We start from the raw sequence: 24,256 nt of genomic DNA on the forward strand, positions 1-24,256 counted from the left end.
ATGGATCCGGGCGGGGAGCGAGAGCTCAATGTCTACCACCTGGTGGAGGGCGACTTGATGCTCACCCACTACTGCGGTGCCGGCATCCAGCCCCGGCTCAAGCTCGATCTCGGCCGGGCCGCCCCTGGAGTCCTACCCTTCGTCCTCATCGATGGATCCGGCTTCGATCCGGACGTGGATCGCCACATCCACTCGGCCAGGTTAGTCGTGCGCCATGGGGGTCGCCTGGAAAGCTGGTGGACGGCGGAGAAAGAGGGACAGGTAGTGATGGAGTCCCGCTTCGTCCTCGAGCGGGCGTCGGCAGGTCGCTGATCGTCTACTCCCCACCCAAATGATGGCGTCGCACGCACGGCCTCGTCCCAAGATCCTACCCGCGGCGGCCGAGCACCATCACCGCCGGTGGGTCGAACTCCATCGTCCGCACCTCGATGTCGACGAGCCCGGCTGGGGTGAACTGGTCCTGAAGCAACTGCGCGGCCTGCTCGCCGGTGGTCGTTCCACCTGGCGGGCGCATGTAGACCATCGCGAGGCGCCCACCGGGGGCGAGTCGCTCGTGCAACGCGGCGATCGTGGCGGCCTGATCGCTCCAGAACTGCCAGACGTTGATGCCGTAGACGAGGTCGAATTCAGACAGGTCAGGATCGAGCGCCTGAGCGTCGCCGACCCGCAACTCGACGCGACCCGACCGGATCGCCTCTGCGTTGCGTCGACCGGCCTGAGCGAGCATCACGTCGGAGATGTCGACCCCGATGACGGTTCCCTTGCTCACCCGCCTGCTCATCTCGGCGAGTCCCAAGCCGGGGCCGTATCCGATCTCCAGGACGCGGGCATCGGGCTTCGGGGCCAGCTCGGCGATCGCCCATCGACCCCGCGCAGTGTTGCTCTTCTTCTTGGCCATGATCCAGCCCGCGAGGCGACCCAAGAGCCCGCGTGGGTGGCCGAAGTTCTCGATCAGCTTCTCCTTGATCATGAGACCTCTTTGGCGTCGGCCCGCCGACGACCGCAAAGCAGAGCGGCGATTCCCGACTCTGCGGCGCCGTCGCGCACGCCTCCTTCTTCTTGCCGTTGACACTCTACTGTACCTGACCGCGGCCAGCCCCCTGGCTCGGTCAGGACGGCGACCTTGGACTGGGCCTCGATCTCTCTTGACCTATCGCCTTCGAAGAGAGATCTTGGGGCCATGTTCGAAGAACTCGAAGCGATATACCACCGACCGAGACCGTTCGAGTTCTACACCGCCGACGAGCTGTGGACCGACGAGCACACCTCCGCGCAGATGCTGGCCCACCACCTCAACGAGGAGGTCGACCTTTCCTCCCGTAGCGGGGTGTTCATCGATCGCTCCGTGGAATGGATCGTCTCCAACTTGCGCGTGGGCAAGGGAACGAGGATCGCCGACTTCGGCTGCGGGCCCGGAATGTACACCACCCGCCTGGCCCGCCGGGGGGCGGACGTCACCGGCATCGACTTCTCGAAGCGCTCCATCGACCACGCCTGCAAGACGGCAGCGGCGGAGGGACTGTCCCTTCGCTACATCAACGAGAGCTACCTCGAGTTGGAGCTGGATGATCGCTACGACCTCATCACCATGATCATGTGCGACCTCTGCGCGCTCAGCCCCGAGCAACGGCGCACCATGCTGCGCAAGTTCCACGGGCTGCTCGCGCCGGGGGGCGCGGTGCTGCTCGACGTCTTCTCTCTGGCCGCCTTTGCCGGGCGCAAGGAGCTGGCCACCTGCGAGGTAGATCTCCTGGACGGCTTCTGGTCGCAAAACCGCTATTACGGATTCCTCAACACCTTCACGTACGACGAGGAGAAGGTTGCCCTCGACAAGTACACCATTGTCGAAGAGGCGCGCACCCGCACCATCTACAACTGGCTGCAGTACTTCAGCTTCGAGGCCCTCGAGCGCGAGCTGAACGGCTGCGGCCTCGACGTCGAGAAGCGCTACGCGGATGTAGCCGGTTCGACGTACAATTCCGAGCACACCGAGTTCGCGGTGGTGGCCCGCAAACGGTAGGACAGGGAGTGGAATGATGCCGATCAAACTGATCCAGCAACCCACGGTCGTCGAGGCGGCGGGCAACATCCCCAAGCGGATCGAGGAGTTCATCGGCGTGGTGAACTCGGAGACCACCGCGCTGAGCATCGCCAAGATGACCAGCCCCGCCGGATGGCAGGAGCCCGGACAGACCCCCGAGTTCGACGAGTACACAGTCGTCTTGAAGGGCGTGCTCAAGGTCAAAGCCAAAGATGCAGAGCACGAGGTCTGCGCGGGACAGGCGATCATCGTCCCGGCTAACGAGTGGGTGCAGTACAGCACCCCCGACCAGGGCACCGAGTACATCGCCGTCTGCTTCCCCGCGTTCACACCCGGTACCGTTCATCGGGATTAGAGAAGAGTTCGCTGGCTACTCGGCGGCAAGGAGCCGGAAGATGTGCCAACGGACAAGGAGGCTCGCAGCATGACCGATAGATAAGCGCTACTTGGCAGTCGCCTAGCCCGTCGTCTCTCATCGCGAAAGGCTGGGCGTCTGGTGCTAGGACGGTGGCACACTCATGGCACAGTGGACGCCAACAATAGACCGACCTGGGCAACGCTCCCCAACAACCAGCTCCCGAAGAAACCCTGTTGTCTATTGCTGTCAGCGCTGCTTCTCCCAACTGTTCTGGGGCAACGCCGACTTGGGCTTCGGAACCGGTGCTGGTTACTTCGCGCTGGCGGTGATCGGCGGACCGAGCCTACTTCTGTATGCGGTCTCCCGTGTCTTTCCGAAGAGGCGGCTCGTGATCTGTCAGCGTTGCAGCTGGAATCGATAGTATCCGGGACGATAAGACGCCGAGAGGCTACGTATTGCCGGCTCGCGGCCACTTAGTCACCACGGGTTCTGATATTCGGCGTTTGAGCCACGATCTCGGGCCACCCCTCTGGGTGTGGCGGCTCTCTCGACACGGCTTGTAGCCTGGAAACTGCCTCGACAAAGGCACACCTGGGAAAACCCAGGGCCGCAAAGCCACGGGTCCTCGTCTCTCCGCGATGGCTTTCCCCGTGCGAAGACCCCAAGACCGCCGGGCTGCCGAAGGGCAGGGATGGAAGCGTCGTACACGGAGTAAGAAGGAGGAGCTGTCGGTATGAAACGTCCACTTTCTCTCATCCTCTGCATCGTCCTGTTGGCCTCGGTGATGCTTGCCATGAGCTGCGCGCCCGGCGATCGTATGTACCTCTTCATGAATAAAGTCGTCGAGCACGGGCATGCCCGAATGTCAATCATTGACAGGACTGCCCCAGGTCTGTGGGTGGTATTACAGATCCTCAATCAAGACGGTAAGTCGGCCCTCAGCATCGACGGCGCCCCGCTCCCCGCCGAAGATCTTTCGAGCGCCTCGGTCCAGCCGCGCACTGAGATCCCGTCCGACAACTCCTCTCTCCTGATCGCCTCCAGCGCGAAGAACCCCTTCTTCGATCACGAACTGGATGGCGTCTGGCAAGGTAGGAGCACGATCAACTTCGAAGGCGGCTCGGGCCAACTGCCGTTTCTGATCGTCGCCAACGCGTCCGACGGCTGGTGTTACCTGTCCGTCGTTTTCCAGGACATCAATCGGTGCTTCGACACCGGCAAGGCCGATTGGACGGCCGTCTACACGGACGAGGTCCGAAGCGATCCGGGTTCGTCAGAGTTCCACTTCGAGAAGGTGGCCAGCAGCTTGTTCGCCCCTTTCGTGCCGGATATCGCCAAGCTCGATTTCTCCTACAGCAGCTACGTGGTGAAGGACCGATTCTTCGGCCGTGGTGAAGCGAGACCCGCTAGGCGTAAGAAGACCATCTTCACCACCAGCGACGAGTTCCTGAAGATGAAAAAGACCGGCGGCATCCGCGGTCTTTGGAGCTCTGGGTTCACCGACCGGGTCTACGCCGGGGAGTTCCTCGATCCGCCCGTGTTCCATCCCACCGTCATCAGCCTGATGGAGAGATCGAACGAGCTGGACATGAATCTCTATGTCCTCTTGGGCCACCAGGAGAACATCACCGCCGCCGTCAACGGCAAACGCCTGACGTTTGAGTTCTGGACTCCGAACGGGCTGGTCGACGGCGATTTCAGCCTCGATGGGAAGACCCTTGTCGGTCGCGTTTGGGACCCGCTCACCGTCACGGACAAGGAGCTAACCTTCGCGCCCGCGGGCACCGAGGGCAAGACCCCAAAGCTCAAGCGAGTCAAGCCCAAAACGGTCTCCTTGAGCACGCCCGGACGGAGCGCCAAGCTCACAGTGATCGGCAAAGACTTCGCGCCGGGAGCGATGGTCTTCTTCGACAACCAGGATATCCGGCTAAAGTCGGTCCAGTTCGTCAGCAAGAAGAAGCTCAAGGTGAAGGTTGCGGCGGTCAATAGGATCGCGGCCGGGACGGCGGTCGGTGTGATGGTTCTCAACCCGGACAACCGTTCGGCTAAACGAGCGCGGGCTTTTCGCACCCGGTAGCGTCTGCTCAGCTGACGTCGCGAACAGCCGGGTCTGGGTCGCAGCCACGGTAAATGTCCCAGGCGGCGCCTATACTGGTAGGAATGAACCCGCAACGGTCGCTGAGGGCCACCGACGGCGTCGAGCTGGCCTATTGGCTGTGGCGCCCGGCACCCGGGGACGATCGGCTGCTCGTTCTGCTTCACGGCGCCGCCAGCAATCACACGCGCTGGTCGGAGTTCGTCGAGCACACCCGGCTGACCGAGTCGTGGAGCGTCCTCGCGCCGGACCTGCGCGGCAACGGCGAGTCCATGGTTCGGGGCGGCCAGCGGTGCTCGGTCTGGTCTCGCGATCTGGTCGAGATGCTCGATGCCGAGGGCTTCTCCGCCGCCGTCGTCGTCGGTCACAGTCTGGGAGCCCAGATCGCCATTCACCTGGCCCACCGCTATCCGGAGCGGGTCCGCGGCCTCGTACTGATCGATCCGGTGTTCTCCCGGGGCCTCCAGGGCAAGCAACGGCGCCTCTGGCAGTTTCGCTGGCTGGTCCGGGCAGCCCGGGCTCTGATCCGCGCCCTCAACGCCGTCGGCATTCACCGAGCTGACATCCCGAATCGCGACATTCGCGAGCTCGACGAGGAGACCCGCGAGGCGCTCCGGGGCGCGGAGTCGTTCGAGGAGATCGCGAAGAAGTACACGTCGCTTCGTCCCATCCTGGGCTCGCTGCCCACCGCCAACTACCTGGGCCAGCTGATCGCCACCGTCGAGCCGCTGCCGCCGCTCTCCGAGATCGAGGTCCCGGTCGCGGTGCTCCTTTCGGGTGGCACGACTCTCGCCGACACCGAGGTCAACCGCGAAGAGGTCGCCCGCTTCCCGAAAAGCGAGGTGATCACGCTTCGGGCCAACCACTGGCCGCTGACCGAGGCGCCGGATGAGACCCGGGAAGCGATCGAGGACTGGATCGAACGGACCTATCCCGACCGCTCGTAGTTGGTCTCCATCGACGTCTTTTCCCCCTCCCTTGCGTCGGAGTACATCGCCGAGGTTTGAAGGAAACCGGGTCGCCGACGGTCCAGCCCGGCTCATGCACCCCGTGACCGGAGACGCGGTCGGCCCACCTCTGCGGGTGGCGCTTCTTGTGGCCGGCGGGTATACCTTCGAAAGCCGATAAGCATGTTTTGGCGAAAACTCTCCGTTCTGGTCGGCACACTTGTCCTCCTCGGATCGGCGAGCATCCGGGCCGAGAAGATCGACCTCACACCGCGCGCCTGGCCACGCGGTGAGCTCGCTTACTACACCGAGCTGCAGAACAACAATCGCCGCGAGCACCCTCCGGCCAAAGGCAAGCGAGGTCTCGTGGTGGGAACCACCGGAGCGCTGGCGTTGCGCTCCGGACTGGAGGCTCTCCGGCAAGGCGGAACCGCGGCCGACGCAGCGTTGACGACCGCCCTCGCTCAGATCACCCTCAACGCAGGTGCCACCGTGAGCTTCGCCGGCTTTATGTCACTCGTCTACTACGAAGCCTCGACCGGTGAAGTCCACTACCTGAACGGCTCCTGGGATGTTCCCCGCGGTCAGGTGTCCGGAGAGGACATCCCCCCATGCGAGGTTCCCAGTGGCCGCCAGGTGCTGGTGCCAGGCTTCATGAGCTCGCTCGAGGAGATCCATGACGAGTTCGGCGTTCTGCCCTTCAAGGCCCTGTTCGGCCCCGCGCTCTACTTCGCTCGGGAAGGGTTCGAGATCTTCCCCATGCTCGGCGGCTGGATCAGGGCCAGGGAGGAAACGCTGAGGCGCCTCGAAGGCGGACGCGACATCTTCGTGAGATCGGACGGATCCCTGTACGAAACCGGCGACTGGTTCCGGCAGCCAAAGCTCGCCAGGACGCTGAAGAAAGTGTCTCGCAAGGGCTCGCGTTACATGTACCGCGGACCCTGGGCGAGAAAGCTCGTCCGACTGGTGCAGGCCGAAGGAGGTCGCCTCGAGCTCGCCGACCTCGAGGCCTACCGGCCGCTGTGGATCGAACCCGACTCCGTCGCATTCGAGGATTATGTCGTCCACGCACCCGCCCACCCCGGACTCACGGGCGGCCTCTTGCAGGCGGTGCTAAGGGGTCTTTCGGCCGCTGACCTGAGAGCGGCGGGGCACTACACCGAGTCGGTCGACGCCCTCGCCATGATGTTCGATGCGGTCGAGCGGAGGCACGGACAATCTGGGCAAGGCGGGTCGAGTGGAGGTCACTCGGACGGCGTGCTGGCGATCGACTCGAGCGGCAATGTCGCAGCCCTGCTCCACACGATCAACACGGTGATCTGGGGTGCAACCGGGATCTTCGTGGATGGTGTCTCGGTGGCGGACGCCGGATGTTGGGCCAGCCGTCTGGTGACCACCGCGGGCCCCGGCGGCCGTCTGGAGACCGGGGAAGTCCCTCTGATCGTAACCCGCGACGGTTTGCCGGTCTTCGCGTCGAGCGGCGTGGGCTCCGGCCTCTTCGAAACGACTCTCTTCAGCCTGATCAACCTGATGGCGTACGACATGAGACCGTACAAGGCCGTCACCGCTCCGACCGCTCACTTTTCCTCGCGGTCGGTCACCGGGGTCATTCATCGCGTCTGGGAAGGAGACTTCCCGCAAGACATGCTGACTTCGATGCGTAATCTCGGCTACGTCATCGAGGAACTGCCTCCCGGCGGGCGGGGCAGCGGTTGGTGCGTCGCCGCGATGATCAATCAGAGGGGCAAGCGCATCGGGGCGACATCGCCGGCATGGAACGGCGTTGCCCTCGCCTACTAGCCGGATTCCGCCCGAACTGACGAAGAAGCCGCCATCTCGGAGTCAGCTAAACCGAGTCGGCGCAATGCGAAAGAGCCTGGAGTGACCTAGGCGAACGCGACCTCCCTTGTGTCGCTTGGGGAACGGCACTGGTTCCGGCTGCAGAACTGGCTCTCGTACATCGAAACGTTAGCGAAGAAGTTGCTCGCTCGGCAGCCGCCGCGACAAGCGGCGCCGAACTCGCAAGTTCGACATCGGCCGGACAACAGGTCGACGTCGAACGCCCGGTTGTAGGCGAAACTGGTCTCGTCGTTCCAGATGTCGGAGAGGCTTCGGTCCCGGACGTTGCCTTCGATGAAGAAGTCGTCGTACAGCGCTCCACACCCCTTGATGTTGCCGACCGAGTCGATCGCGACCGAGGTGAGCCCCGCCTGACAGCCTTCCCAGCAGCATATGGGCGCCCTTCTGCCACGAATGTAGGTCTCGTGATCGTCGAAGTAGCCGATACTGTCGGCGGCGATCACGACCATCTCCCGTTCCAGATTCTTCTCTCGGATGAACTCGGTGATCGCCGGGATCTTGTCCGCGCGGATGATCAGATCGTCGCAGCCCAACATGTTGCCCATCGGATTGACCAGTTGGAGCTGCCAGATCGCCACACCGTGCTCCACGAGATATGCGTACATCGGCTCGAGGTCAGCGAAATTGAAGTCCAGCAGGCTGGTCACGACGCCAACGGGAACGGCTTCAGCCCTCAAGAGACCGATGGAGCGGGTCACCTGAGCGAAGCCATCCGGCCGCCGCCGGATCCGGTTGTGGTTCTCCTCCATGCCGTCGATCGAGAGACCGACGTTGGCCAGGTTCGCGTACTTGATCTGCTCCAGATGCTTTGGCTGCAAGTGGTAGCCGTTGGTCATGATGTTGACCAGCACCCCGGCGTCGGTGAGACGGCGAGCGATCTGTTCCCAACCTCTGTAGAGAAACATCTCGCCGCCGATGAGCGTCAGCTCCTCGCAGCCCAGAGCCGCAAGCTCGTCGGCGACGGCCAGGCACTCGTTCAGCGTGAGCTCCTTGTGCCGGGCCGCTCCCGCGCTCGAACCGCAATGCATGCAGTTCATCGTGCAGCGCAGCGTCAGCTCCCAAATACAGGCCCGGAGGTCGTAGTCCGGCTCGGTCACGCTTGGATCGGCCATGCCGCCCAATCGTCTAACTGAACCCGATAGCACCGGCCTCGACGTCTCGAGCAGAGATGTTGATGGCCGTGACCTTCTGCCGCAAGCCAAGCTCGGCTGACACCATCTTTACTTGCTCGTCCGTCAGATAGAGCATCCAGTCGTCCTTGACAACGCCCAGAGCCGGCAGCTTGTACGAGGCGAGGCAGTCTCCCGGCCGCCAGGCGATTTCCACTGCCGCTAGATCGCGCCTGCGTATGTTGCCCAGAGTGGCCTTGGTGGCGAAGTCCGCGACCATTCTCTTCTGCCACGAGGTCAGATAGATCTTCAGCTTCTTCTTTTTTGCGCGTGCCATTCGATTTCTCCTTTTCCTCCCTTTCTTGACCCTTCCTTGTCATCTCCGCGTGCGCTGATGGCGCCGGTCGGCCGCCAGGGCCGCCGTCGCTCTGGCGGGGAACGGATCGTCCCCTTCTTGGCGTCGTTGAGCTCCATGGAACCCACCTTTCTCAACAAAGGTGGCGGCGCCGCGAGTGCGAGTCGCCGCCTGCGTCCGCTTGCTGGCTTTCCCCGGGAGAGGATCTCCTTGGATCGAGGGAAGTCGCTGCTGACGTTCGTAACGTAAGTAGAGAGATATCGCTACACATCGATGGGTAGTTTGGGTCCTCACCTCTCCGGGTGGGTTCGGGGTGACTTGCCCGCATGTGCGCTCAGGCTGATAATGGCCGGGAAGGCTTTCATCCCTCCCCTGACCGGACTGGAGGAGCGCCATGCCAAGTGCTGACATGCCGACCGCAGGCGGTAGCCTGAACACCGCTAGGGTTCCTTTCGCGGAGCCCGTCTCGGAATCCATCGCCGGCAAGAAGGAGCTCGCCGAGAAGCTCCCAAGGGACCTGCGCAAGGTCGAGCGCGGAGTCCGAGACCTCGCGGGAACGCTCCTCGATGCGGTGAGAATCTCGCCGCCGGCGCTGGTGAGCTCGGTGCTGGGTCCACCTTGGACCTGGATCCCGCCCCATGAGCACTACTCCGAGTTCAAGATCCTCGATCTGTGGCGGCTGCGGCGAACGATCCGATTTCTCGTCAACACCAACGTGCCGTCGTTGCCGATGACGCCGCCGTCGTTCGGCCCGCCGCTTCTCGACAACCTGTTCTGGCACCCGACCGTGGTGCTGCAGCGCCCCGACCACAACGGCAGCTACACGAGCTTTCGCGACGAGCACTGGTTCTTCATCAACGGCATCATGACCGACGACAATGTGGCCCAGATCAACGCCGCGTATCTGGCCTACCTCTTCCATCGACCGCTCACCCTGATCCAGAACAGCACCGACGCCATGCTCATCGATTTGCTGCAGTGCGCTCTGGGCAGAAGCTGGCACCATCCCACCGAGCCACTCAAGGTCGCCTTCCCCGCCGTCTACGATGCTCTCGTCGACCCCCACAAGCGGCGGGTCGTGGTCGTTTGCCACTCCCAAGGGACGATCATCATGGCCAATGTGCTGAGGTGGCTCTATCGGTTGGCCGACAGGTACGAGACGCGGCAGCGGCCCCGCCGGGCGGGAGCACCGAGTGCGGCATTCGCGCCACCCGAGCCGGTATTCCCGGACCTGTCAGCTCTGGATCTCGACGAGTTCGAGCCGCTCGACCCCGCCGATCTCGCCAAGCTCGAAGTCTATGCCTTCGCCACCTGTGCCGAGTCCATGCGCTTCTATCGCTCGGCCCGTCGCGGTCGACGTCAATCGCCCTGGATCGAGCACTACGGCAACCAGAACGACATCGTGGCGAGGCTGGGGATGCTCGCGCCGCACCCCGAGCGCCGGAAGATCTCCATCGACGGTCCGCGCTTCGAGCACCGGGGCGCCTGGGGCCATCTGCTCAACGCCCACTACCTGAGCCCGATCCGGAGCTCCCAGAAGCGGGGACGTCAGCGAGGCGGTAACGACACCCCGGACCCCTTCGTCCTGGTCAACCGGGACGACTACCCGGACGCGGTGCCGAGGCTGTTCGACTACATCAATGGCGGTGTGCCCGACTCCTGACGCATGGCGGAGCGAGTGACGATCCGAATCCAACGGTGGTCGCGGCCCGTCCCGGCCGTGGCTCTACTCGTCTGCAGCCTGGCGGGTCCCGTCGCAGGCCAGGAGCCGATCGTCCCGCTACAGTTGAGCTTCTCCGACCCCGGAGCCCGCAGCATGGGCTTCGGTGGCGCCTTCGTCGCCCTCGCCGACGACGCGACCGCCGCGTTCTCCAATCCGGCCGGGTTGGTGCAGCTGGTGGAGCCGGAGTTCTCGATCGAAGCGCGCCGCTGGAGCTACTCGACGCCGTTCACCGAGCGCGGCCGAGTGGAGGGCCTCCCCAGCGGTTTCGGGGCCGACACCACAGCCGGTCTCAGGACGGCGACATCGGAAGACGTCGTCACGGGACTCGCCTTCCTGTCGTTGGCGTACCCGAAGGGGCGGTGGTCGCTTGCCTTCTTCCGGCACCAAATGGCGAGCTTCGAGTTCTCCAGTGAGACCCGGGGACTCTTCGGGGGCGGCACCGACTGCTGCCAAGACCGGTTCTTCGACCAGCGCGTGACGACCGATCTGAACTTCGTAAGCTACGGGCTCTCCGCCGGCTATCGCCTCGGCGAGAACATCGATCTCGGATTCGGGGTGATCTACCATGAAACGTCCCTGAACTCGCTGGCGACCGTCTACCTGCCGGACGAGGACCCCTTCGTGAACCTGCTGGCACCGACCTCCTTCTTGCCGGAGAGGTCGCTCGTCAGCCAGAGCATCTTCGGGGACGACACCGATTGGGGCCTGATCGGGGGCTTTCTTTGGCGGCCGTCGAACGGCTGGACGATCGGGGGTATCTACCGGCAGGGGCCCGAAGCCAGGATCGCGATCGAGAGCAGAGCGGGTGAGGCGCTCGATCTCGGCGTGCCGCCCGGAGCAGTCCTCCGGCGTGTCTCCGGGATCTCGGTCGAGCTTCCGTGGGTGATCGGTCTGGGCTTCGCCTACCGGGCCCCGGACGGCGGACTGACCGTGAGCTTCCAGTGGGATCACATCGAGTACTCGACCATCTTGAAGAGCCTCGAAGCCATAGCGGCGAGCGTGGATGAGCCGAACGAGCAAGCCTTGGACGACGCGGACGAGCTCCATCTGGGCGGCGAGTACGTCTTTCTCCGCTCGACACCGGTCATCGCCGTACGGGTCGGGGCGTGGCTCGACCCCGATCACCAGCTCCGGGACACGAGCGATGATCTCTTCCTGAACGCGCTGCAACCGCGCGGCAAGGACCAGACGCACTTGGCGCTAGGTCTGGGCGTGGCTTTTCAGGGCTTCCAGATCGACATCGGGGTCGACTTCGCCGATGAAGTGGACACCGCCTCGGTGTCCGCCGTCTACAGCTTCTGATCCGCTCGGGTTCACGCGTCCTCGAGCACCCCGCTGTGTCCTACCCCAGCGCGGCGCGCTGGCGCGCCAGCCGCTCGTCACGGTCGCTCGCGAAGCGCCGAATTCCGTCGAGGATCGAGTCGGAGTCGAGCCGTGCCTCGGCGATGACGTCGGGCTCGGTGCCGCCGGTGCGCCAGCGGTCGTCCCAATCGGCATAGAGCGAATACTCCTCGGTGAGCGGTCCCATGTTGGGAAGCGGCGGCATGCGCTTGGTCATGGTGGAGACGAACATCGCGTCGTAGCGGCAGGAGTCCGGCAGGATGCGCTCCCGGTACTGTGCCGGCTGGTCGTTGAAGAGCTCGGTCGAGATCACCGAGGCCACGCGCACGTTGAGACCCTCGGCGTCGAGCGTGTCGAGCTGGGAGACCAGGTTCATGGTCGACGAAGAGCCCTGGACGAACACGGTGCCCTGCTTCGGTTGGTCGGGACGCCAGTCGCGAATCAGATAGATGCCCTTGGCCGCGGCTTTGAGGTCGGTGTCGGCGAAGCGAGTGCGGTCGGCGACCAGGAAGTCGGGCCGCGCTACGTGGACGGCGATGACCCCTGCGAGGCGCTCGCGCGCCGCTTTCGCTACCGCGGCGAAGTAGCCCGCGGCCACATCGTTGTAGTCCCAGAAGTAGAGGTTGATCACCTGCCCGCGGGGCATCAGCCTCCAGGTCTGGGGAGCGAAGATGCCGAAGTGGGTTCTCGCGTCGGCGGCGGTCTCCGGACCCGAGTGGCCGCAAAGAATCGTCACCACGCCGATCTTGAACGGGCTGTCCTGTTTCTGCTGACTGAAGACGCGGGTCGGCGTGTACATCAGCGGGGTAAAGGAGCCGTAGGTGCCGGAGAGTCCCCAGACGCCGGCGAAGGTGTCCGGATCGGCGGAAGCGTTGTTGGCCACGGCACCGCAGACGGTGGCGGCGTTGACAGCTTCCTGGATGCCGGCCTTGAGTCGCGTGCCCGCGGGGTTGTCGGCCGGGTCGTAGTGGCCGAAGTAGTGGCACTTCTCGACGTTGATCGAGCCGGAGAGATCGGCGGCCAGGGTCAGGAAGCGATTGTCGGTGACGTAGTTGAGATAGGCGCCCATCTCACTGATGGCTCGGCGGGCCCCGGCCTTTTCGCCATAGGGCTGGAAGAGCTGGATGGTACGGCTCACCTCTTCGCCGCTCACCGGGTTCTTCATCACGACATCGACGGCATCGGTGGGCAGGTTGGCGGGTAGCAGGCGCTCGTCGAGAAACGGGTCGCTGCCGGTCTCGATGCGCAGTGGCATCTCGCGCTCGAGGGTGCCGGCGATGTCGACGAGGCGCCCGGCGACCCAGCGCCCGAGACCGTTCTTGTCCAGGGCCGAGAGCCAGACGTCTATGTTGGTCTTGAACTGGCGCAGCCGCTCCACCTCGGTGCCGGGGGCGCCGTCGCGGATCGCCTCGAACTCCACCCCGAACCGCTCTTCGAAGCTCGAGGCCAGGGCGATGAAGTAGTCCGAGTTCGTCTTCAGGGCATAGGGGTGGCTGGCGTAGCTTTGGAGCTGTTCGCCATAGCCGGGAAGCTCGCCGTTCTTCGCGGTCGGCCACCAGCCCTTGATCGTCGGACCGACGAGGAGCATCGGACGCCGGTCGTCGGCCGGCCAGTCCTCCATCGTCTTGAGGGCCCCGAAGATGTCGTCGAAGTCGGCGCCGTCGCCGATCGTAAAGACATTCCAGCCGTAGGAGGCCCACTGGTTGGCAATGTCGTAGCCGGTGTACTTGTCCTTGATCACGCCGCCGATGAGCGAGTCGTCGATGCCGGCGTTGTTCATCGACATGAGAATCCTGAGGCGCTTGCCAACCTGCTGCGCAAGCGCGGCGGTCTTGAGCTCTTGCGAGTGGCCGGAGGTGAGCGCGAACTCGCCCTCGAAGGCGATCACCTTGAGCTTCGGATCGGCGCCCAGATAGTTCCAGAACAGGGCTTTGCCGGCGGTGGTGGAGAGACCCACGCCCGACGGGCCGCCGTTGACGTCGTTGGTGACGTCGGTGGACTCGGCGTGCCCCATGAGTGGGCGGATGCCGCGCACCTTCGCCTGCGCGAAAAGCGGGTCGTCGACGAGCCCGTTGTCCGGTAGCAGCCGCTCGACCGCGTCGGGGCCGCGGCGAAAGCCGAGCGCGTCGATGCCGTACATGCCGACTTGCGGATCGCAGCGGAAGCGCTCGTCGCCGGTGGTCTCGTACTGACGCCGCATGGCCTCGTAGAGCACCATCCAAAGCGAGTAGCAGGTCGGAATGCTGTGGCCCCCGGTGAGCATGAAGCGGTCCGCGAACGGATGCTTCGGCTCGCGCAGGTCGTAGCGCATGCCGCCCATCGCCGGCCCACCGAGGTGGACCGCGACGTTGTAGGGCGTGTATGCGAGCGGCCCGCCGAAGTGTCCGGTCTGCGAATAGTTGCCGAGCAGAACCAGCCCCATGGCGGTCATGAACGCGACGTCCTCGAATCGCTCGCGCTCGTAGTCCGGGAGAGCAACCTCGAGCGACGTGCTCCGGCGCTCCGCCTCGACGGTCTGAAGGGTGACGACGTGGGTGTCGGAATCAGGAGTCATCTGGATCGTCCTCGCGAGTAATTCGAAGTACCGGTGGAGTGCCGGTGGGGTGCCGGAGCCTCAGCGTCCCCGGGTAGAGCTCAGTGAAAGCGCAAACTTACCTTCTCGGACCCGTCACAGGCAAAATCGTCGGCGCGCCACCTTCAACGACCACAGCTACCGCGCTATCGGGTCGAGTTTCCACTCCCTGAGTCTCCCAACCGAGGAGAACCTCCCCGGTCTTGATTCACAGTTCCAGAGATGGGTGCTCACGGTGTTGTTACCAAGGCGCCGCGCCCTGCGCTGGTCAGAGCCATAAGTCATATTAGATGGAGCGACATACGCGCGTTCGCAGCTCGCCGTTTGATTAATGCACATATTGGGATGTGGGCACGGCACCAACCTTGCCGCTTGACTTCCCCCGAGCTCCCAGCGAGCCGCTCTTGAGCAGAGGAGAGACCGAATGCGCAAGAAAATCCTTCTAGCCGACGACTCAGCCACCACGTTGATGCTGCAGAAACTACTACTCGGTGGGGGACCGTTTGACGTCGTCACAGCCCGTAACGGCAGCGAAGCCCTCCAGAAAGCTCTTACTGAGCAGCCAGCGATCATCCTGCTGGACATTGAAATGCCAGTGATGGATGGACTCGAGGCCTGTGCTCGCCTGCGAAGGCACGAGGAGACCGCCTGCATCCCAATCATCATGGTCTCGGCCCGAGGCCGAACGCGCGACATCATGCGTGCGTTCCTGGCCGGCTGTGACGACTACGTCACAAAACCGATGGACGGCCTGATGCTCAAGGCGAAGGTCGAGAGCCTTCTGAGCGAGGCCGCCACCGCCTGACTTTCCAAAACCGCTCTGGGCACCTCGAAGTGTCTCGGGTCGGAAGCCCCACGCTCATCAAGAGGGGCGTGCTCTAATGCCGTTCGGGTCCAGATCGGAAAGCTCGCGCAAGGCGGTCGAAAAGGCCGGCTTCGTCGCCCGTCACCGCGTAGTCCGATTCTCTTTCTAGCCGCCCTGGCCGAGTGGCCTAGACCCTGCCCTTGATCTTCTGCTGAATCGAGTCCCCCGGCTCGACGACCAGCCCCTCTGCCTCGCAGTTCCATGACGGCGTATCGGAGGCAAAGGCCACCTTTGTGGCCCTGGTCTTGTTCCGGCAGACCACTCGCGGCTTTCGCGATTTGTCCAGACCACTGACCGACCCTCCGACCGCGGCGGTCCCGTCAGCGATCCCAATCGACCACAGCAGAACACGCTCGGAGGAGCTCGCGGTCACCCCGAGGTCGTCGCACAGCCAGGAGCTCTGCTTGGTTCGCGTCTTCCCTTTCTGGCGGGTCGCGAGGTTCTTGCAGAACACCTTCCGATTGGCGACCCCGGTCACGGACGCCCCGAGGCCTTCAGCCCCGAACTCGAACGAGCCGCTGTCGCAGAGCTCGTCGCGCGGGAATCGTCGTTGGTCGGTGAGCGCCTGGGAGCAGTCAACGCCGACGTCGATCGCGACGCTGCCCTCGAGAAGAGCATGGGTCGGAGTCGGTCCGCCGTTGTCGGCCAGGCTCGTGTCGAAGTCCACGCCCGGCGAGATGGCGGCCGCGTCCGGGCAGGTTCCGTCGTCGTCGAAGTTGTTGCCCGCGCCGCTCAGACCCGGGCCCGCGCAGTTGCCGCCGTTGTTCCCGGCCACCAGGCTGCTGCCCAGGGTGCTGTAGTCGGCGTAGTCGCCCATAGCGTAGATGCCGGCACCAAGTGACGCCTTGTTCTGTGAGATCGTGCTGTAGTTGATGGCGGTCTCGAAACGGTAGTAGGTGCTGAGATGGAAAAGGCCGCCGCCGGTCGCGGCCGAGTTTCCCGAAATCGTGCTGTTTCTGAGACTGAAGTACCCCTCGTATCCCGAGACAAAAGCTCCGCCGCCGAACTCGCCGGCGGTATTCCCCGAGATGGTGCTGTAGCGCAGACCGATACCGCCGTATTCGCTGGAGGCGAAGATACCCCCACCGCGTTTCGCGGAATTGCCGGTCACGCGACTCCGGGTCAGGCGGAGATCCGAGTCGACGCTAAAGATCCCGCCGCCTTCGAACCTCGTGCTGGTGTTGTCGGAGATGGTCGTGTCGGTGATGTCGAGAGCCGAATAGTCGGTAGCCCGGATGCCGGCGCCGCTCGACGCCGAGTTCGAGGAGATCGTGCTGTTGGAGATCGTGGTGGTGTAGGCCGCATGAAGTAATATGCCGCCGCCGCGAGAGACCGCGACGTTGTTCGAGATCGTGCTGCCCGAGATCGTCAGACGAGAGTAGTCATAGGCGGTTATGCCGGCACCCCGTCGAGCGGTGTTTCGCGACACGGTGCTGTTGACCAGTGTGACCTCGGCACCCTGAGTGTATCCGCCGCCGTTGGCGTAGATCCCGCCACCGCGGTTTCCCGACTCGTTTCCGGACACGGTGCTGTTCTTGAGTGTGAGGGTACCCAGAGTCCGAATGCCGCCACCGTTGGTGGAGGTCTTGCCGTTGGCCACGGTCACCCGGTCTAGGGTCAGATTGCCGCTCGGCAGCACGTCGAGAATCCGAAACGGAGGACCGGACGCGTTGCGTTCGATCGCAAAGCCCCGGCCCTGGATCTCGATCTTGGTGCTGATCTGCGGGAGCCCGTTGTCCGCGTTGTCGGCCGCGATCAGGTCGACGTCGGCGGTCAGTCTGATGGTGTCCGCCCCGGAGCCCGCTGAGCAAGCCCCGACGGCGGCATTCCTGTTGGCGGCGGTGATGGCGTCCGGCAGTGTGCAGGCGCCGCGAACCGTTATCGTGGCCGCCGGAACCACCGCTTGGGGAAGAGCGAGCAGACCACTGAGTGCGATTCTCACCACACGCTGGAATACGGGAGTGCTCGCCACGTCTGCCACCTCGACCTGATCCGTCGCTCTTGTCGGGCCAATACTACAAGGCGCGGATTCCCGCGCCCTCGATTGCCGCTGCCCGCGGTCGATTCGCTAGCCGTGCTTGGCCAAGAACTCCGAGATCGCCGCGTTGACCTCATCCGGTTTCTCGATGATCAGCGCATGCCCAGCCTCGGGCACGATCCGCAGCTCCGAATCGGAAATCCGCTCCACGATGAGCCGACTGTAGGGCGGAGGCTTCAGAAGGTCCTCCTCGCCGACCATGACCAGGGTCGGGCACCGGATGCGATGGAGCTCGGCCGTAACGTCCAGCCAGCGGAACGTTTTGATGAGCCCGGCAAGACCGGTGAAGAAATCCGGTGGACAAGCGCGCAGGCGCGCCTCGCCCTGCTCGATGACCTCGGGATGGTCGGCAACGAATTGCGGCGAGAAGTTCGACGGCACCGAGATGCGGTAGAGATCATCCGGGGCCTCGAGCGCCGCCCTACCCCACTCGGCCACCACTCGATCGAGCTCCTCGCCGACCTCGCTGACGCTTGAGATCAGCGACAGGCTCATGACCCGGTCCGGATGGCTGAAGGCGAAGATCATCCCGACCTCACCGCCGTACGACGTGCCGACGAGATGGCAGCGCTCGATCTCGAGATGATCGAGCAGCGCCAGCAGGTCCCCGGCGTGGTCCTCGAGAGTCCACGGCCGGTCCGGTTTCCCGCTCAGGAGCTGACCGCGGAAATCGTGGAGAACGCAGCGAAACGTCTTGCGCATGACCGCGGTCTGGAGCACCCAAGACCGGGTCGTCATCATCACACCGTTCAGGAAGACGACCGGATCGCCTGCACACTCGTCGCCGAGGACCTCGTAGCCGATCCGGATGCCGTTGAGTCGCTCTTCGTTCACCGACCGCCCTCGAAGCTCATCGCTTGATTATCGCGCCCCCGACCCAAACACCCACCCTCCAAACGGGTGTTCACGAGCCCGCTGCCCACCGGCTACAATCCGCCTCCGACGACAATTTCGCCAGAAAGGCAGCGAGCACTCATGACCAAGAGCAAGGGCACCATAGGCATTCTGACCGGCGGCGGCGACGTGCCGGGCCTGAACCCGGCGATCAGAGCGGTCACCATCCGAGCACTGCGCGAGGGCTACGAGGTCGTCGGCATCCGGCGAGGCTGGGCGGGGCTCATCGAGGTCAAACGGGATCCCGAAGCCGACAATTCCGAGAGCTGCCAGATCCTCACCGAGGAGGTGGTCAACAAGGCCGGCCGAACCGGCGGCACGTTTCTTCACACCTCGAGAACTCAGCCCAGCAAGGTCAAGCGCGAGGAGCTGCCCGACCACCTGGCCGAGACCTACACCGGAGAGCTCAACGACCTCACCAGTGAGGTGCTGGCGAACCTCGAGTTTCTGGGCATTGACTTCCTGATCCCGATCGGCGGAGACGACACGCTCTCCTATGCCGTGCGGCTCTATCAGGAGGGAGTCAAGGTCATCGGCATACCGAAGACGATGGACAACGACGTACCCGGCACGGACTACTGCATCGGCTTCAGTACTTGCATCACTCGCACGATCGAGATGACCAACCGGCTCAGAACTTCGGCGGGATCTCACGAGCGCTTCCTGGTGCTCGAGGTCTTCGGCCGCTACGCCGGCTATACCGCCATGCTGCCGGCCATGGCCGGCGCGGCGAACCGATGCGTTATCCCGGAGCACAAGTTCAGCATCGAGCGATTAGCTGAGCTCCTGAGCCAGGATCGGCTCGAGAATCCGAGCCGCTATTCGGTGGTGATCGTCTCCGAGGGCGCGATGTTCGAAGGCGGTGAGATGGTCTTCAAAGACAGCGTCAAGGACGCCTACGGCCACGCCAAACTGGGTGGGATCGGCGATCTGGTCTCGGCCCGGCTCAAGGAGCTCTCACCCGAGTTCAACGACGGCAAGCGGGTCGACATCATCAACCAGAAGCTCGGCTATCTCGTTCGCTGCGGGGACCCGGATGCGATCGACTCGATCGTTCCCATGGCCTATGGCAACCTGGCCTTCGACCTCATCCTGAGCGGCGTTCACGGCAGGCTCGTCGTGCTCAAGAACGGCCGCTACGACAACGTGCCGATCGATGTGGTGACGGCCTCTTCCAAGGTCGTCGACGTCGACCGCTACTACAACCGGGAACGGCTGCGACCGCACTACAAAAGCTTCGAGATGAATCCGCTGTTCATCATGACCAGCGAGTGATGGCTGGCGTTGGGGGCCCTGGCGACCCCATGCAATCGAGCGGCTCGGCTCCAGACTGGAGCAGCTAGGCCCTCGCCTACCCCCGAGGGTGGTGTGCCGAGCAAGCCCGCTCTCACAGAATGGTGCCATCTCCACTGGGCGCCACAGGGTCCCCGAAAGGCCCCGATAGTGGTCGAGGCCCACCCAAGTCACAAGGAGGAGCCATGCTCAACCTCGAGCTCGAAAGCAGACGCGCGGCATACCGGGAGGTCACCGCCGGATCGCTAGCCACCCAACCCTTCACGCCCGAGGAATCAGCTCATTTCGAGACGCTGGACCTGGTCTACCGCTCGTTGTGCGCGTTGATGTTCAACTATGTCCCGACCTCGGGGCACCCGGGCGGCTCGATCTCGTCGGGACGCTTCGTGGCCGGCATCCTGTTCGACTCGGCCGACTACGACCTCGCCCGCCCCGAGCGCGGCGACTCGGATCTGGTCTCCTATGCCGCCGGACACAAAGCAATGGGTCTCTACGCGATGTGGGCGATCCGCGACGAGATCGCGAGGATCGCGGCGCCCGACCTGCTCCCGGACGACGTTCGTTACCGGCTGCGGCTGGAGGATCTGCTCGGCTTCCGGCGGAACCCCGTCACGCGCACGCCGCTGCTGAAGAGGTTCGGCTCCAAGCCCCTGGACGGCCACCCGACGCCGGCGACGCCGTTCGTGAGACTGTCCACCGGCGCCTCGGGCGTGGGCGTGGCGAGCTCCCTGGGACTCGCCTTTGCGGTCCGGGACTACTTCGGGGACGACGCGCCCCGGGTCCACATCGTCGAGGGCGAAGGCGGACTGACGCCGGGCCGAGTCGCGGAGTCGCTGGCCGCCGCCGGTACCGCCTCGCTCGGTAACGTCACCCTGCACCTCGACTGGAACCAAGCCTCGATCGACAGCAACCAGGTCTGCCGCGACAACGGCTCACCCGGAGACTACGTGCAGTGGAATCCGATGGAGCTGTTCTATCTGAACGACTGGAACGTTCTCTATGTCGAAGACGGCACGGACCTGCAGCAGGTGATCGGCGCCCAGCGACAGGCCGCGACCTTCGACAACGGTCAGCCCACGGCGATCATCTACCGCACCGTCAAGGGGTGGCAGTACGGCATCGAAGGGCGCGCCTCGCACGGCGCCGGTCATGCCCTGTGCTCGGATGGCTTCTGCCATGCGCTTTCCGCTCTCACCGGCGACCAGGACGCGCTCCTGCCAACCTGCGAGTCCAGCAACCAGCGCTGCCAGATCGGCGACGACGGTCCGACCATCATGGAGGAGTGTTTCTGGGAGTCGCTCGGCGTGGTCAGAAGCACCCTCGAACAGCACCGCCCGGCGGTCGACCTGCTGGCTGCGCGTCTGCGAGCCGCCAAAGAGCGCCTGGATGAGAGCACTCGAACGCCGCGAGACGGCGCGCCCAGCGTCGAGTCGGTCTACGAGATCGCCACCAGCCAGCCCGAGGTGCCCGACGAGCTGCAACTGAGTCCCGGAACCTCGACCACGCTGCGCGGCGAGCTGGGCCGGGCGCTCCACCACTACAACAAGGCTTCGGGCGGAGCCTTCTTCGCCGCGGCGGCGGATCTCCTGGGATCGACCAGCGTCAACACCGTGGCGGTGGGCTTTCCCGAAGGCTACTGGAACGCCCAGTCGAACCCGCAGGCCCGCACGCTCTCGATCGGCGGCATCTGCGAGGACGCCATGTCCGGCATTCTCGCGGGCATGTCCACCCTCGGCCATCACATTGGGGTCGGGTCTTCGTACGGAGCGTTCATGGCTCCCCTCGGACACATCGCGGCTCGTCTGCACGCCATCGGCTGCCAGGCCCAGAAGGAGCGGACCGGAGATCCGTACAAGCCCGTGATCCTGATCTGCGCCCATGCGGGCTTGAAGACCGGCGAAGATGGTCCGACGCATGCCGACCCGCAGCCGCTTCAGCTCCTGCAAGAGAACTTCCCTCGCGGCACCGCGATCACCTTGACACCTTGGGATCCCCTCGAGATCTGGCCGCTTTTGAGCGCCGCGCTGGCCAGGAAGCCCGCGCTCATCGCTCCGTTCGTGACCCGGCCCAACGAGACCGTTCTGGACCGCGCGGCCCTGGGACTGGCCGCGCCCGAGGAGTCGGTCACCGGCGTCTACCTGTTGCGCAAGCCCAAGGGTCGTGGACACGGAACCATCGTTCTCCAGGAAAGCGCGGTCACCTACGCCTTCATCGAAGGCGCGCTGCCCCTATTGGAGCAAGACGGATTCGATCCCTGGGTCTACCACGTCTCGAGCGCCGAGCTCTTCGACCTCCTGCCCCGAGAACGGCAGCGGCGGATCTTCCCCGAAGAGCGCGCGAGAGAAGCGATGGGTGTCACCGGATTCACCATGGCTACGTTGTATCGCTGGATCCAATCCGATGCCGGACGCTCGGTCTCGCTTCATCCGTTCCGCAACGGACACTTCCTCGGCAGCGGCCAGGGCGCAATGGTCCTGGCCGAAGCGGGTCTCGACGGCGAGAGTCAGTACAAGGCCGTCAAGAGCTACCTCGAGGCCATGCCGAACTGACGCTAGATTCTCGTGGCGGCCGCGGCGTGACGGAGCCCTTGAATCGCCGGTAGCCGGCGTAGGATCCGAAAGGTTGTCTCGGTTCTCTCTGGGAGGATTCTTATGCACAAGTCGAGTCTGATTCTTCTGGCGATTCTTCTGCTTGGAGCAGCGCCTGGCGCCGCCGAAACGCACCCTTTTTCGGTCCACGATCTGGTGTCGATGGATCGACTCTCGGACCCGCAAGTCTCTCCCGCGGGCGACGAGATCGTCTTCGTCCGACGAGTTACCGATCTCGAAGCGGACCGGGGCCGCACGGACCTGTGGGAGATCGCGGTGGACGGCGGCGACGTTCACCAGCTTACCCTTCACGAAGAGAGCGACTCGAATCCGCGCTGGTCTTCGAACGGATCGGCGATCTACTTTCTCTCGACCCGTTCCGGATCATCTCAAGTCTGGAGGCTCCCGGCGGCAGGTGGCAAAGCAAAGCAGGTCACCAGCCTTCCTCTCGACGTGGCGAATCTCGAGGTTTCGCCCGACGGCAGCCGGATCGCCTTTACGCTCGAGGTGTTCCTGGACTGCGACAGCATCCAATGCACGGCCGACCGCCTCGAGAAGGCCGAACAGAGCCCGGAAACCGGCAGGATCTACGATCGCCTCTTCGTGCGCCACTGGGACACGCTCAAGGACGGGCGACGCTCCCATCTCTTCGTGTTGCAGCAGGGTGCAGCAGCACCAGTGGATCTGACGACCGGGTGGGACGCCGACATTCCGTCGAAGCCGTTCGGAGGCAGCGAGGAGTTCGTTTTCTCGCCGGACGGGAAAGAACTGGTCTTCACGGCACGCGACGCGGGAGGACACGAGCCATGGTCCACCGACTTCGATTTGTACCGAGTCCCAGCTGACGGTTCCGGCCGGCCCGTGTGTCTGACGGAGGAGAACGAGGCGTGGGATACCCAGCCGGTTTTTTCGGCCGACGGCTCGCTGCTCGCACATCTCGCCATGGAGCGGCCGGGCTTCGAGGCCGACCGATTCAGGGTCATGGTTCGAGAGTGGCCGGACGGCGAAGCTCGTGTTCTCACCGAGGAATGGGATCGCTCGGTGGGGGGCATGTTTTTCTCCGCCTCGGGCGAAACGATATTCGCCACCGCAGGAGATACCGGAGAAATACGGTTGTTCGCGATCGACGTTGCCAGCGGCAAGGTATCGAAGGTTACAGACGGCGCGCATATCAGATCACCGCAGCAGGCCGGCAACCGGATTGTCTTCGGCATGGATACGATGCGCTCACCGGTCGACCTCTATTCGGTTTCGACGGACGGTTCAAATCGGCGGCGGCTGACCGATCTCAACGCCGAGCGAGTGGCGGCGGCTCGTGTAGGGGACTTCGAACAGTTCTCGTTCGAGGGATGGAATGGAGAGACGGTGTACGGGTATGTCGTGCAGCCGGCTGACTTCGACCCGCGGCGCAAGTACCCGCTGGCCTTGATTATCCACGGTGGTCCGCAGGGCTCCTCCGACAACGACTTCCACTATCGCTGGAATCCTCAGCCGTACGCCGGTGCCGGCTACGCGGTGATGATGATCGACTTCCACGGCTCGACCGGTTACGGCCAGGCGTTTACCGATTCGATCACCAACGACTGGGGCGGCAAGCCGCTGGAGGACCTGCAGAAGGGCCTGGCCGCGGCCCTCGCCAAGTACCCGTGGATCGACGGCGAGCGGGCGTGCGCTCTCGGAGCGTCCTACGGTGGGTACATGATCAATTGGATCGCCGGCAACTGGCCCAGTGCCTTTAGATGTCTGGTCAATCACGACGGAATCTTCGACCAGAGGATGATGTATTACGCCACGGAAGAGCTCTGGTTCCCGGAGTGGGAGCATGGAGGCCCCTACTGGAGGAACCCGGACGCCCACGAGCGCCACAACCCGGCGAACCACGTTGACAGTTGGAAGGCACCGATGCTCGTTGTGCACGGGGCGCGGGACTATCGCATTCCGGAGTCACAGGGCTTGGCGACGTTCACCGCTCTGCAGCGCCAGGGGATCCCGAGTCGCTTTCTCTATTTTCCGGACGAGAACCACTGGGTGCTGAAGCCTAGCAACAGCGTCCTGTGGCACGACACCGTGATCGGCTGGCTGGATCGCTGGCTCGGGGAGTAGGGCCAGCTCACTTGCTGGACTTCGCCCGAGCGCCGGACTAGCATGATTGTCAATCTTCAGCCCCGAGAGAGTGG

General features: G+C 64.1%; 18 protein-coding genes and 1 riboswitch. Of the genes, 12 read left to right on the forward strand and 6 right to left on the reverse strand.

The window, feature by feature from the left end; translation table 11 throughout:
• The coding region (locus GY769_10175) for a hypothetical protein (protein ID MCP4202288.1) at positions 1 to 312 on the forward strand (312 nt) is incomplete at its 5' end.
• 55 nt (positions 313 to 367) lie between these two features.
• Here the strand turns inward: GY769_10175 and GY769_10180 are convergent.
• The gene (locus tag GY769_10180) at positions 368 to 970 is read right to left on the reverse strand and encodes a class I SAM-dependent methyltransferase (GenBank protein ID MCP4202289.1); all 603 of its coding nucleotides are present in this window, start codon (positions 968 to 970) and stop codon (positions 368 to 370) included.
• A 210-nt stretch (positions 971 to 1,180) separates the two neighbouring features.
• Between GY769_10180 and GY769_10185 the strand changes: the two genes are divergently transcribed.
• The 5 genes from GY769_10185 to GY769_10205 all read left to right on the forward strand — a co-directional run bounded on the left by GY769_10185 (position 1,181) and on the right by GY769_10205 (position 7,241).
• Positions 1,181 to 2,020 carry a methyltransferase domain-containing protein gene (locus tag GY769_10185; GenBank protein MCP4202290.1) on the forward strand — a complete coding sequence of 280 codons (840 nt, stop codon included), beginning with the start codon at positions 1,181 to 1,183 and terminating at the stop codon, positions 2,018 to 2,020.
• Positions 2,021 to 2,036: 16 nt separating this feature from the next.
• Positions 2,037 to 2,396 (forward strand): cupin, encoded by a 360-nt coding sequence (locus GY769_10190; GenBank protein ID MCP4202291.1) that lies wholly within the window; start codon positions 2,037 to 2,039, stop codon positions 2,394 to 2,396.
• A gap of 577 nt (positions 2,397 to 2,973) precedes the next feature.
• Positions 2,974 to 3,082: riboswitch (cyclic di-GMP riboswitch) on the forward strand.
• Between the two features lie 50 nt (positions 3,083 to 3,132).
• Complete coding sequence (locus tag GY769_10195; protein MCP4202292.1) at positions 3,133 to 4,476, forward strand: hypothetical protein; 1,344 nt, start codon at positions 3,133 to 3,135, stop codon at positions 4,474 to 4,476.
• A gap of 83 nt (positions 4,477 to 4,559) precedes the next feature.
• A complete protein-coding gene (locus GY769_10200) occupies positions 4,560 to 5,441 on the forward strand; it encodes an alpha/beta hydrolase (protein MCP4202293.1) in 882 nt (293 codons plus the stop codon).
• A gap of 183 nt (positions 5,442 to 5,624) precedes the next feature.
• Positions 5,625 to 7,241 carry a hypothetical protein gene (locus GY769_10205; protein MCP4202294.1) on the forward strand — a complete coding sequence of 539 codons (1,617 nt, stop codon included), beginning with the start codon at positions 5,625 to 5,627 and terminating at the stop codon, positions 7,239 to 7,241.
• A gap of 86 nt (positions 7,242 to 7,327) precedes the next feature.
• Here GY769_10205 and GY769_10210 read toward each other — a convergent pair whose 3' ends face one another.
• Together GY769_10210 and GY769_10215 are read right to left on the reverse strand one after the other, a co-directional pair.
• Positions 7,328 to 8,398, reverse strand: a complete 1,071-nt coding sequence (locus GY769_10210; protein MCP4202295.1) for a radical SAM protein — start codon at positions 8,396 to 8,398, stop codon at positions 7,328 to 7,330.
• A gap of 28 nt (positions 8,399 to 8,426) precedes the next feature.
• Positions 8,427 to 8,747 (reverse strand): hypothetical protein, encoded by a 321-nt coding sequence (locus tag GY769_10215; protein ID MCP4202296.1) that lies wholly within the window; start codon positions 8,745 to 8,747, stop codon positions 8,427 to 8,429.
• Positions 8,748 to 9,159: 412 nt separating this feature from the next.
• Between GY769_10215 and GY769_10220 the strand changes: the two genes are divergently transcribed.
• Together GY769_10220 and GY769_10225 are read left to right on the forward strand one after the other, a co-directional pair.
• Positions 9,160 to 10,428: a hypothetical protein gene (locus tag GY769_10220; protein MCP4202297.1), complete on the forward strand. Its 1,269-nt coding sequence runs from the start codon at positions 9,160 to 9,162 to the stop codon at positions 10,426 to 10,428.
• 15 nt (positions 10,429 to 10,443) lie between these two features.
• A complete protein-coding gene (locus GY769_10225; protein ID MCP4202298.1) occupies positions 10,444 to 11,790 on the forward strand; it encodes a hypothetical protein in 1,347 nt (448 codons plus the stop codon).
• Positions 11,791 to 11,830: 40 nt separating this feature from the next.
• Here the strand turns inward: GY769_10225 and GY769_10230 are convergent, their stop codons facing one another.
• The gene (locus GY769_10230; protein MCP4202299.1) at positions 11,831 to 14,383 is read right to left on the reverse strand and encodes a hypothetical protein; all 2,553 of its coding nucleotides are present in this window, start codon (positions 14,381 to 14,383) and stop codon (positions 11,831 to 11,833) included.
• Between the two features lie 442 nt (positions 14,384 to 14,825).
• On the opposite strand from GY769_10230, the gene GY769_10235 reads away from it, so the two are divergent.
• Positions 14,826 to 15,206, forward strand: a complete 381-nt coding sequence (locus tag GY769_10235; protein MCP4202300.1) for a response regulator — start codon at positions 14,826 to 14,828, stop codon at positions 15,204 to 15,206.
• A 187-nt stretch (positions 15,207 to 15,393) separates the two neighbouring features.
• Here GY769_10235 and GY769_10240 read toward each other — a convergent pair whose 3' ends face one another.
• Both GY769_10240 and GY769_10245 read right to left on the reverse strand, forming a co-directional pair.
• A complete protein-coding gene (locus GY769_10240; GenBank protein ID MCP4202301.1) occupies positions 15,394 to 17,247 on the reverse strand; it encodes a hypothetical protein in 1,854 nt (617 codons plus the stop codon).
• 87 nt (positions 17,248 to 17,334) lie between these two features.
• Positions 17,335 to 18,138, reverse strand: coding sequence for an alpha/beta fold hydrolase (locus GY769_10245; GenBank protein MCP4202302.1), 804 nt, complete (start codon positions 18,136 to 18,138; stop codon positions 17,335 to 17,337).
• A 141-nt stretch (positions 18,139 to 18,279) separates the two neighbouring features.
• On the opposite strand from GY769_10245, the gene GY769_10250 reads away from it, so the two are divergent.
• The 3 genes from GY769_10250 to GY769_10260 all read left to right on the forward strand — a co-directional run bounded on the left by GY769_10250 (position 18,280) and on the right by GY769_10260 (position 24,182).
• On the forward strand, positions 18,280 to 19,473 hold the full coding sequence (locus tag GY769_10250; protein ID MCP4202303.1) for an ATP-dependent 6-phosphofructokinase: 1,194 nt from the start codon (positions 18,280 to 18,282) through the stop codon (positions 19,471 to 19,473).
• A gap of 203 nt (positions 19,474 to 19,676) precedes the next feature.
• A complete protein-coding gene (locus GY769_10255; protein ID MCP4202304.1) occupies positions 19,677 to 22,040 on the forward strand; it encodes a hypothetical protein in 2,364 nt (787 codons plus the stop codon).
• A gap of 102 nt (positions 22,041 to 22,142) precedes the next feature.
• Entirely contained in the window at positions 22,143 to 24,182 is a 2,040-nt protein-coding gene (locus GY769_10260) for a S9 family peptidase (protein ID MCP4202305.1), read from the forward strand.
• Positions 24,183 to 24,256 lie beyond the last annotated feature (74 nt).

The organism is bacterium, from assembly GCA_024224155.1.
GTDB lineage: Bacteria > Acidobacteriota > Thermoanaerobaculia > Multivoradales > JAHEKO01 > CALZIK01.

Bases quoted from the DNA above. Each gene is read 5' to 3' on its own strand.
- GY769_10205 (MCP4202294.1), top strand. From the start codon at position 5,625: ATGTTTTGGCGAAAACTCTCCGTTCTGGTCGGCACACTTGTCCTCCTC.
- GY769_10255 (MCP4202304.1), top strand. From the start codon at position 19,677: ATGCTCAACCTCGAGCTCGAAAGCAGACGCGCGGCATACCGGGAGGTC.
- GY769_10180 (MCP4202289.1), bottom strand. From the start codon at position 970: ATGATCAAGGAGAAGCTGATCGAGAACTTCGGCCACCCACGCGGGCTC.
- GY769_10235 (MCP4202300.1), top strand. From the start codon at position 14,826: ATGCGCAAGAAAATCCTTCTAGCCGACGACTCAGCCACCACGTTGATG.
- GY769_10195 (MCP4202292.1), top strand. From the start codon at position 3,133: ATGAAACGTCCACTTTCTCTCATCCTCTGCATCGTCCTGTTGGCCTCG.
- GY769_10190 (MCP4202291.1), top strand. From the start codon at position 2,037: ATGCCGATCAAACTGATCCAGCAACCCACGGTCGTCGAGGCGGCGGGC.
- GY769_10215 (MCP4202296.1), bottom strand. From the start codon at position 8,747: ATGGCACGCGCAAAAAAGAAGAAGCTGAAGATCTATCTGACCTCGTGG.
- GY769_10220 (MCP4202297.1), top strand. From the start codon at position 9,160: ATGCCAAGTGCTGACATGCCGACCGCAGGCGGTAGCCTGAACACCGCT.
- GY769_10250 (MCP4202303.1), top strand. From the start codon at position 18,280: ATGACCAAGAGCAAGGGCACCATAGGCATTCTGACCGGCGGCGGCGAC.
- GY769_10200 (MCP4202293.1), top strand. From the start codon at position 4,560: ATGAACCCGCAACGGTCGCTGAGGGCCACCGACGGCGTCGAGCTGGCC.
- GY769_10230 (MCP4202299.1), bottom strand. From the start codon at position 14,383: ATGACTCCTGATTCCGACACCCACGTCGTCACCCTTCAGACCGTCGAG.
- GY769_10185 (MCP4202290.1), top strand. From the start codon at position 1,181: ATGTTCGAAGAACTCGAAGCGATATACCACCGACCGAGACCGTTCGAG.
- GY769_10260 (MCP4202305.1), top strand. From the start codon at position 22,143: ATGCACAAGTCGAGTCTGATTCTTCTGGCGATTCTTCTGCTTGGAGCA.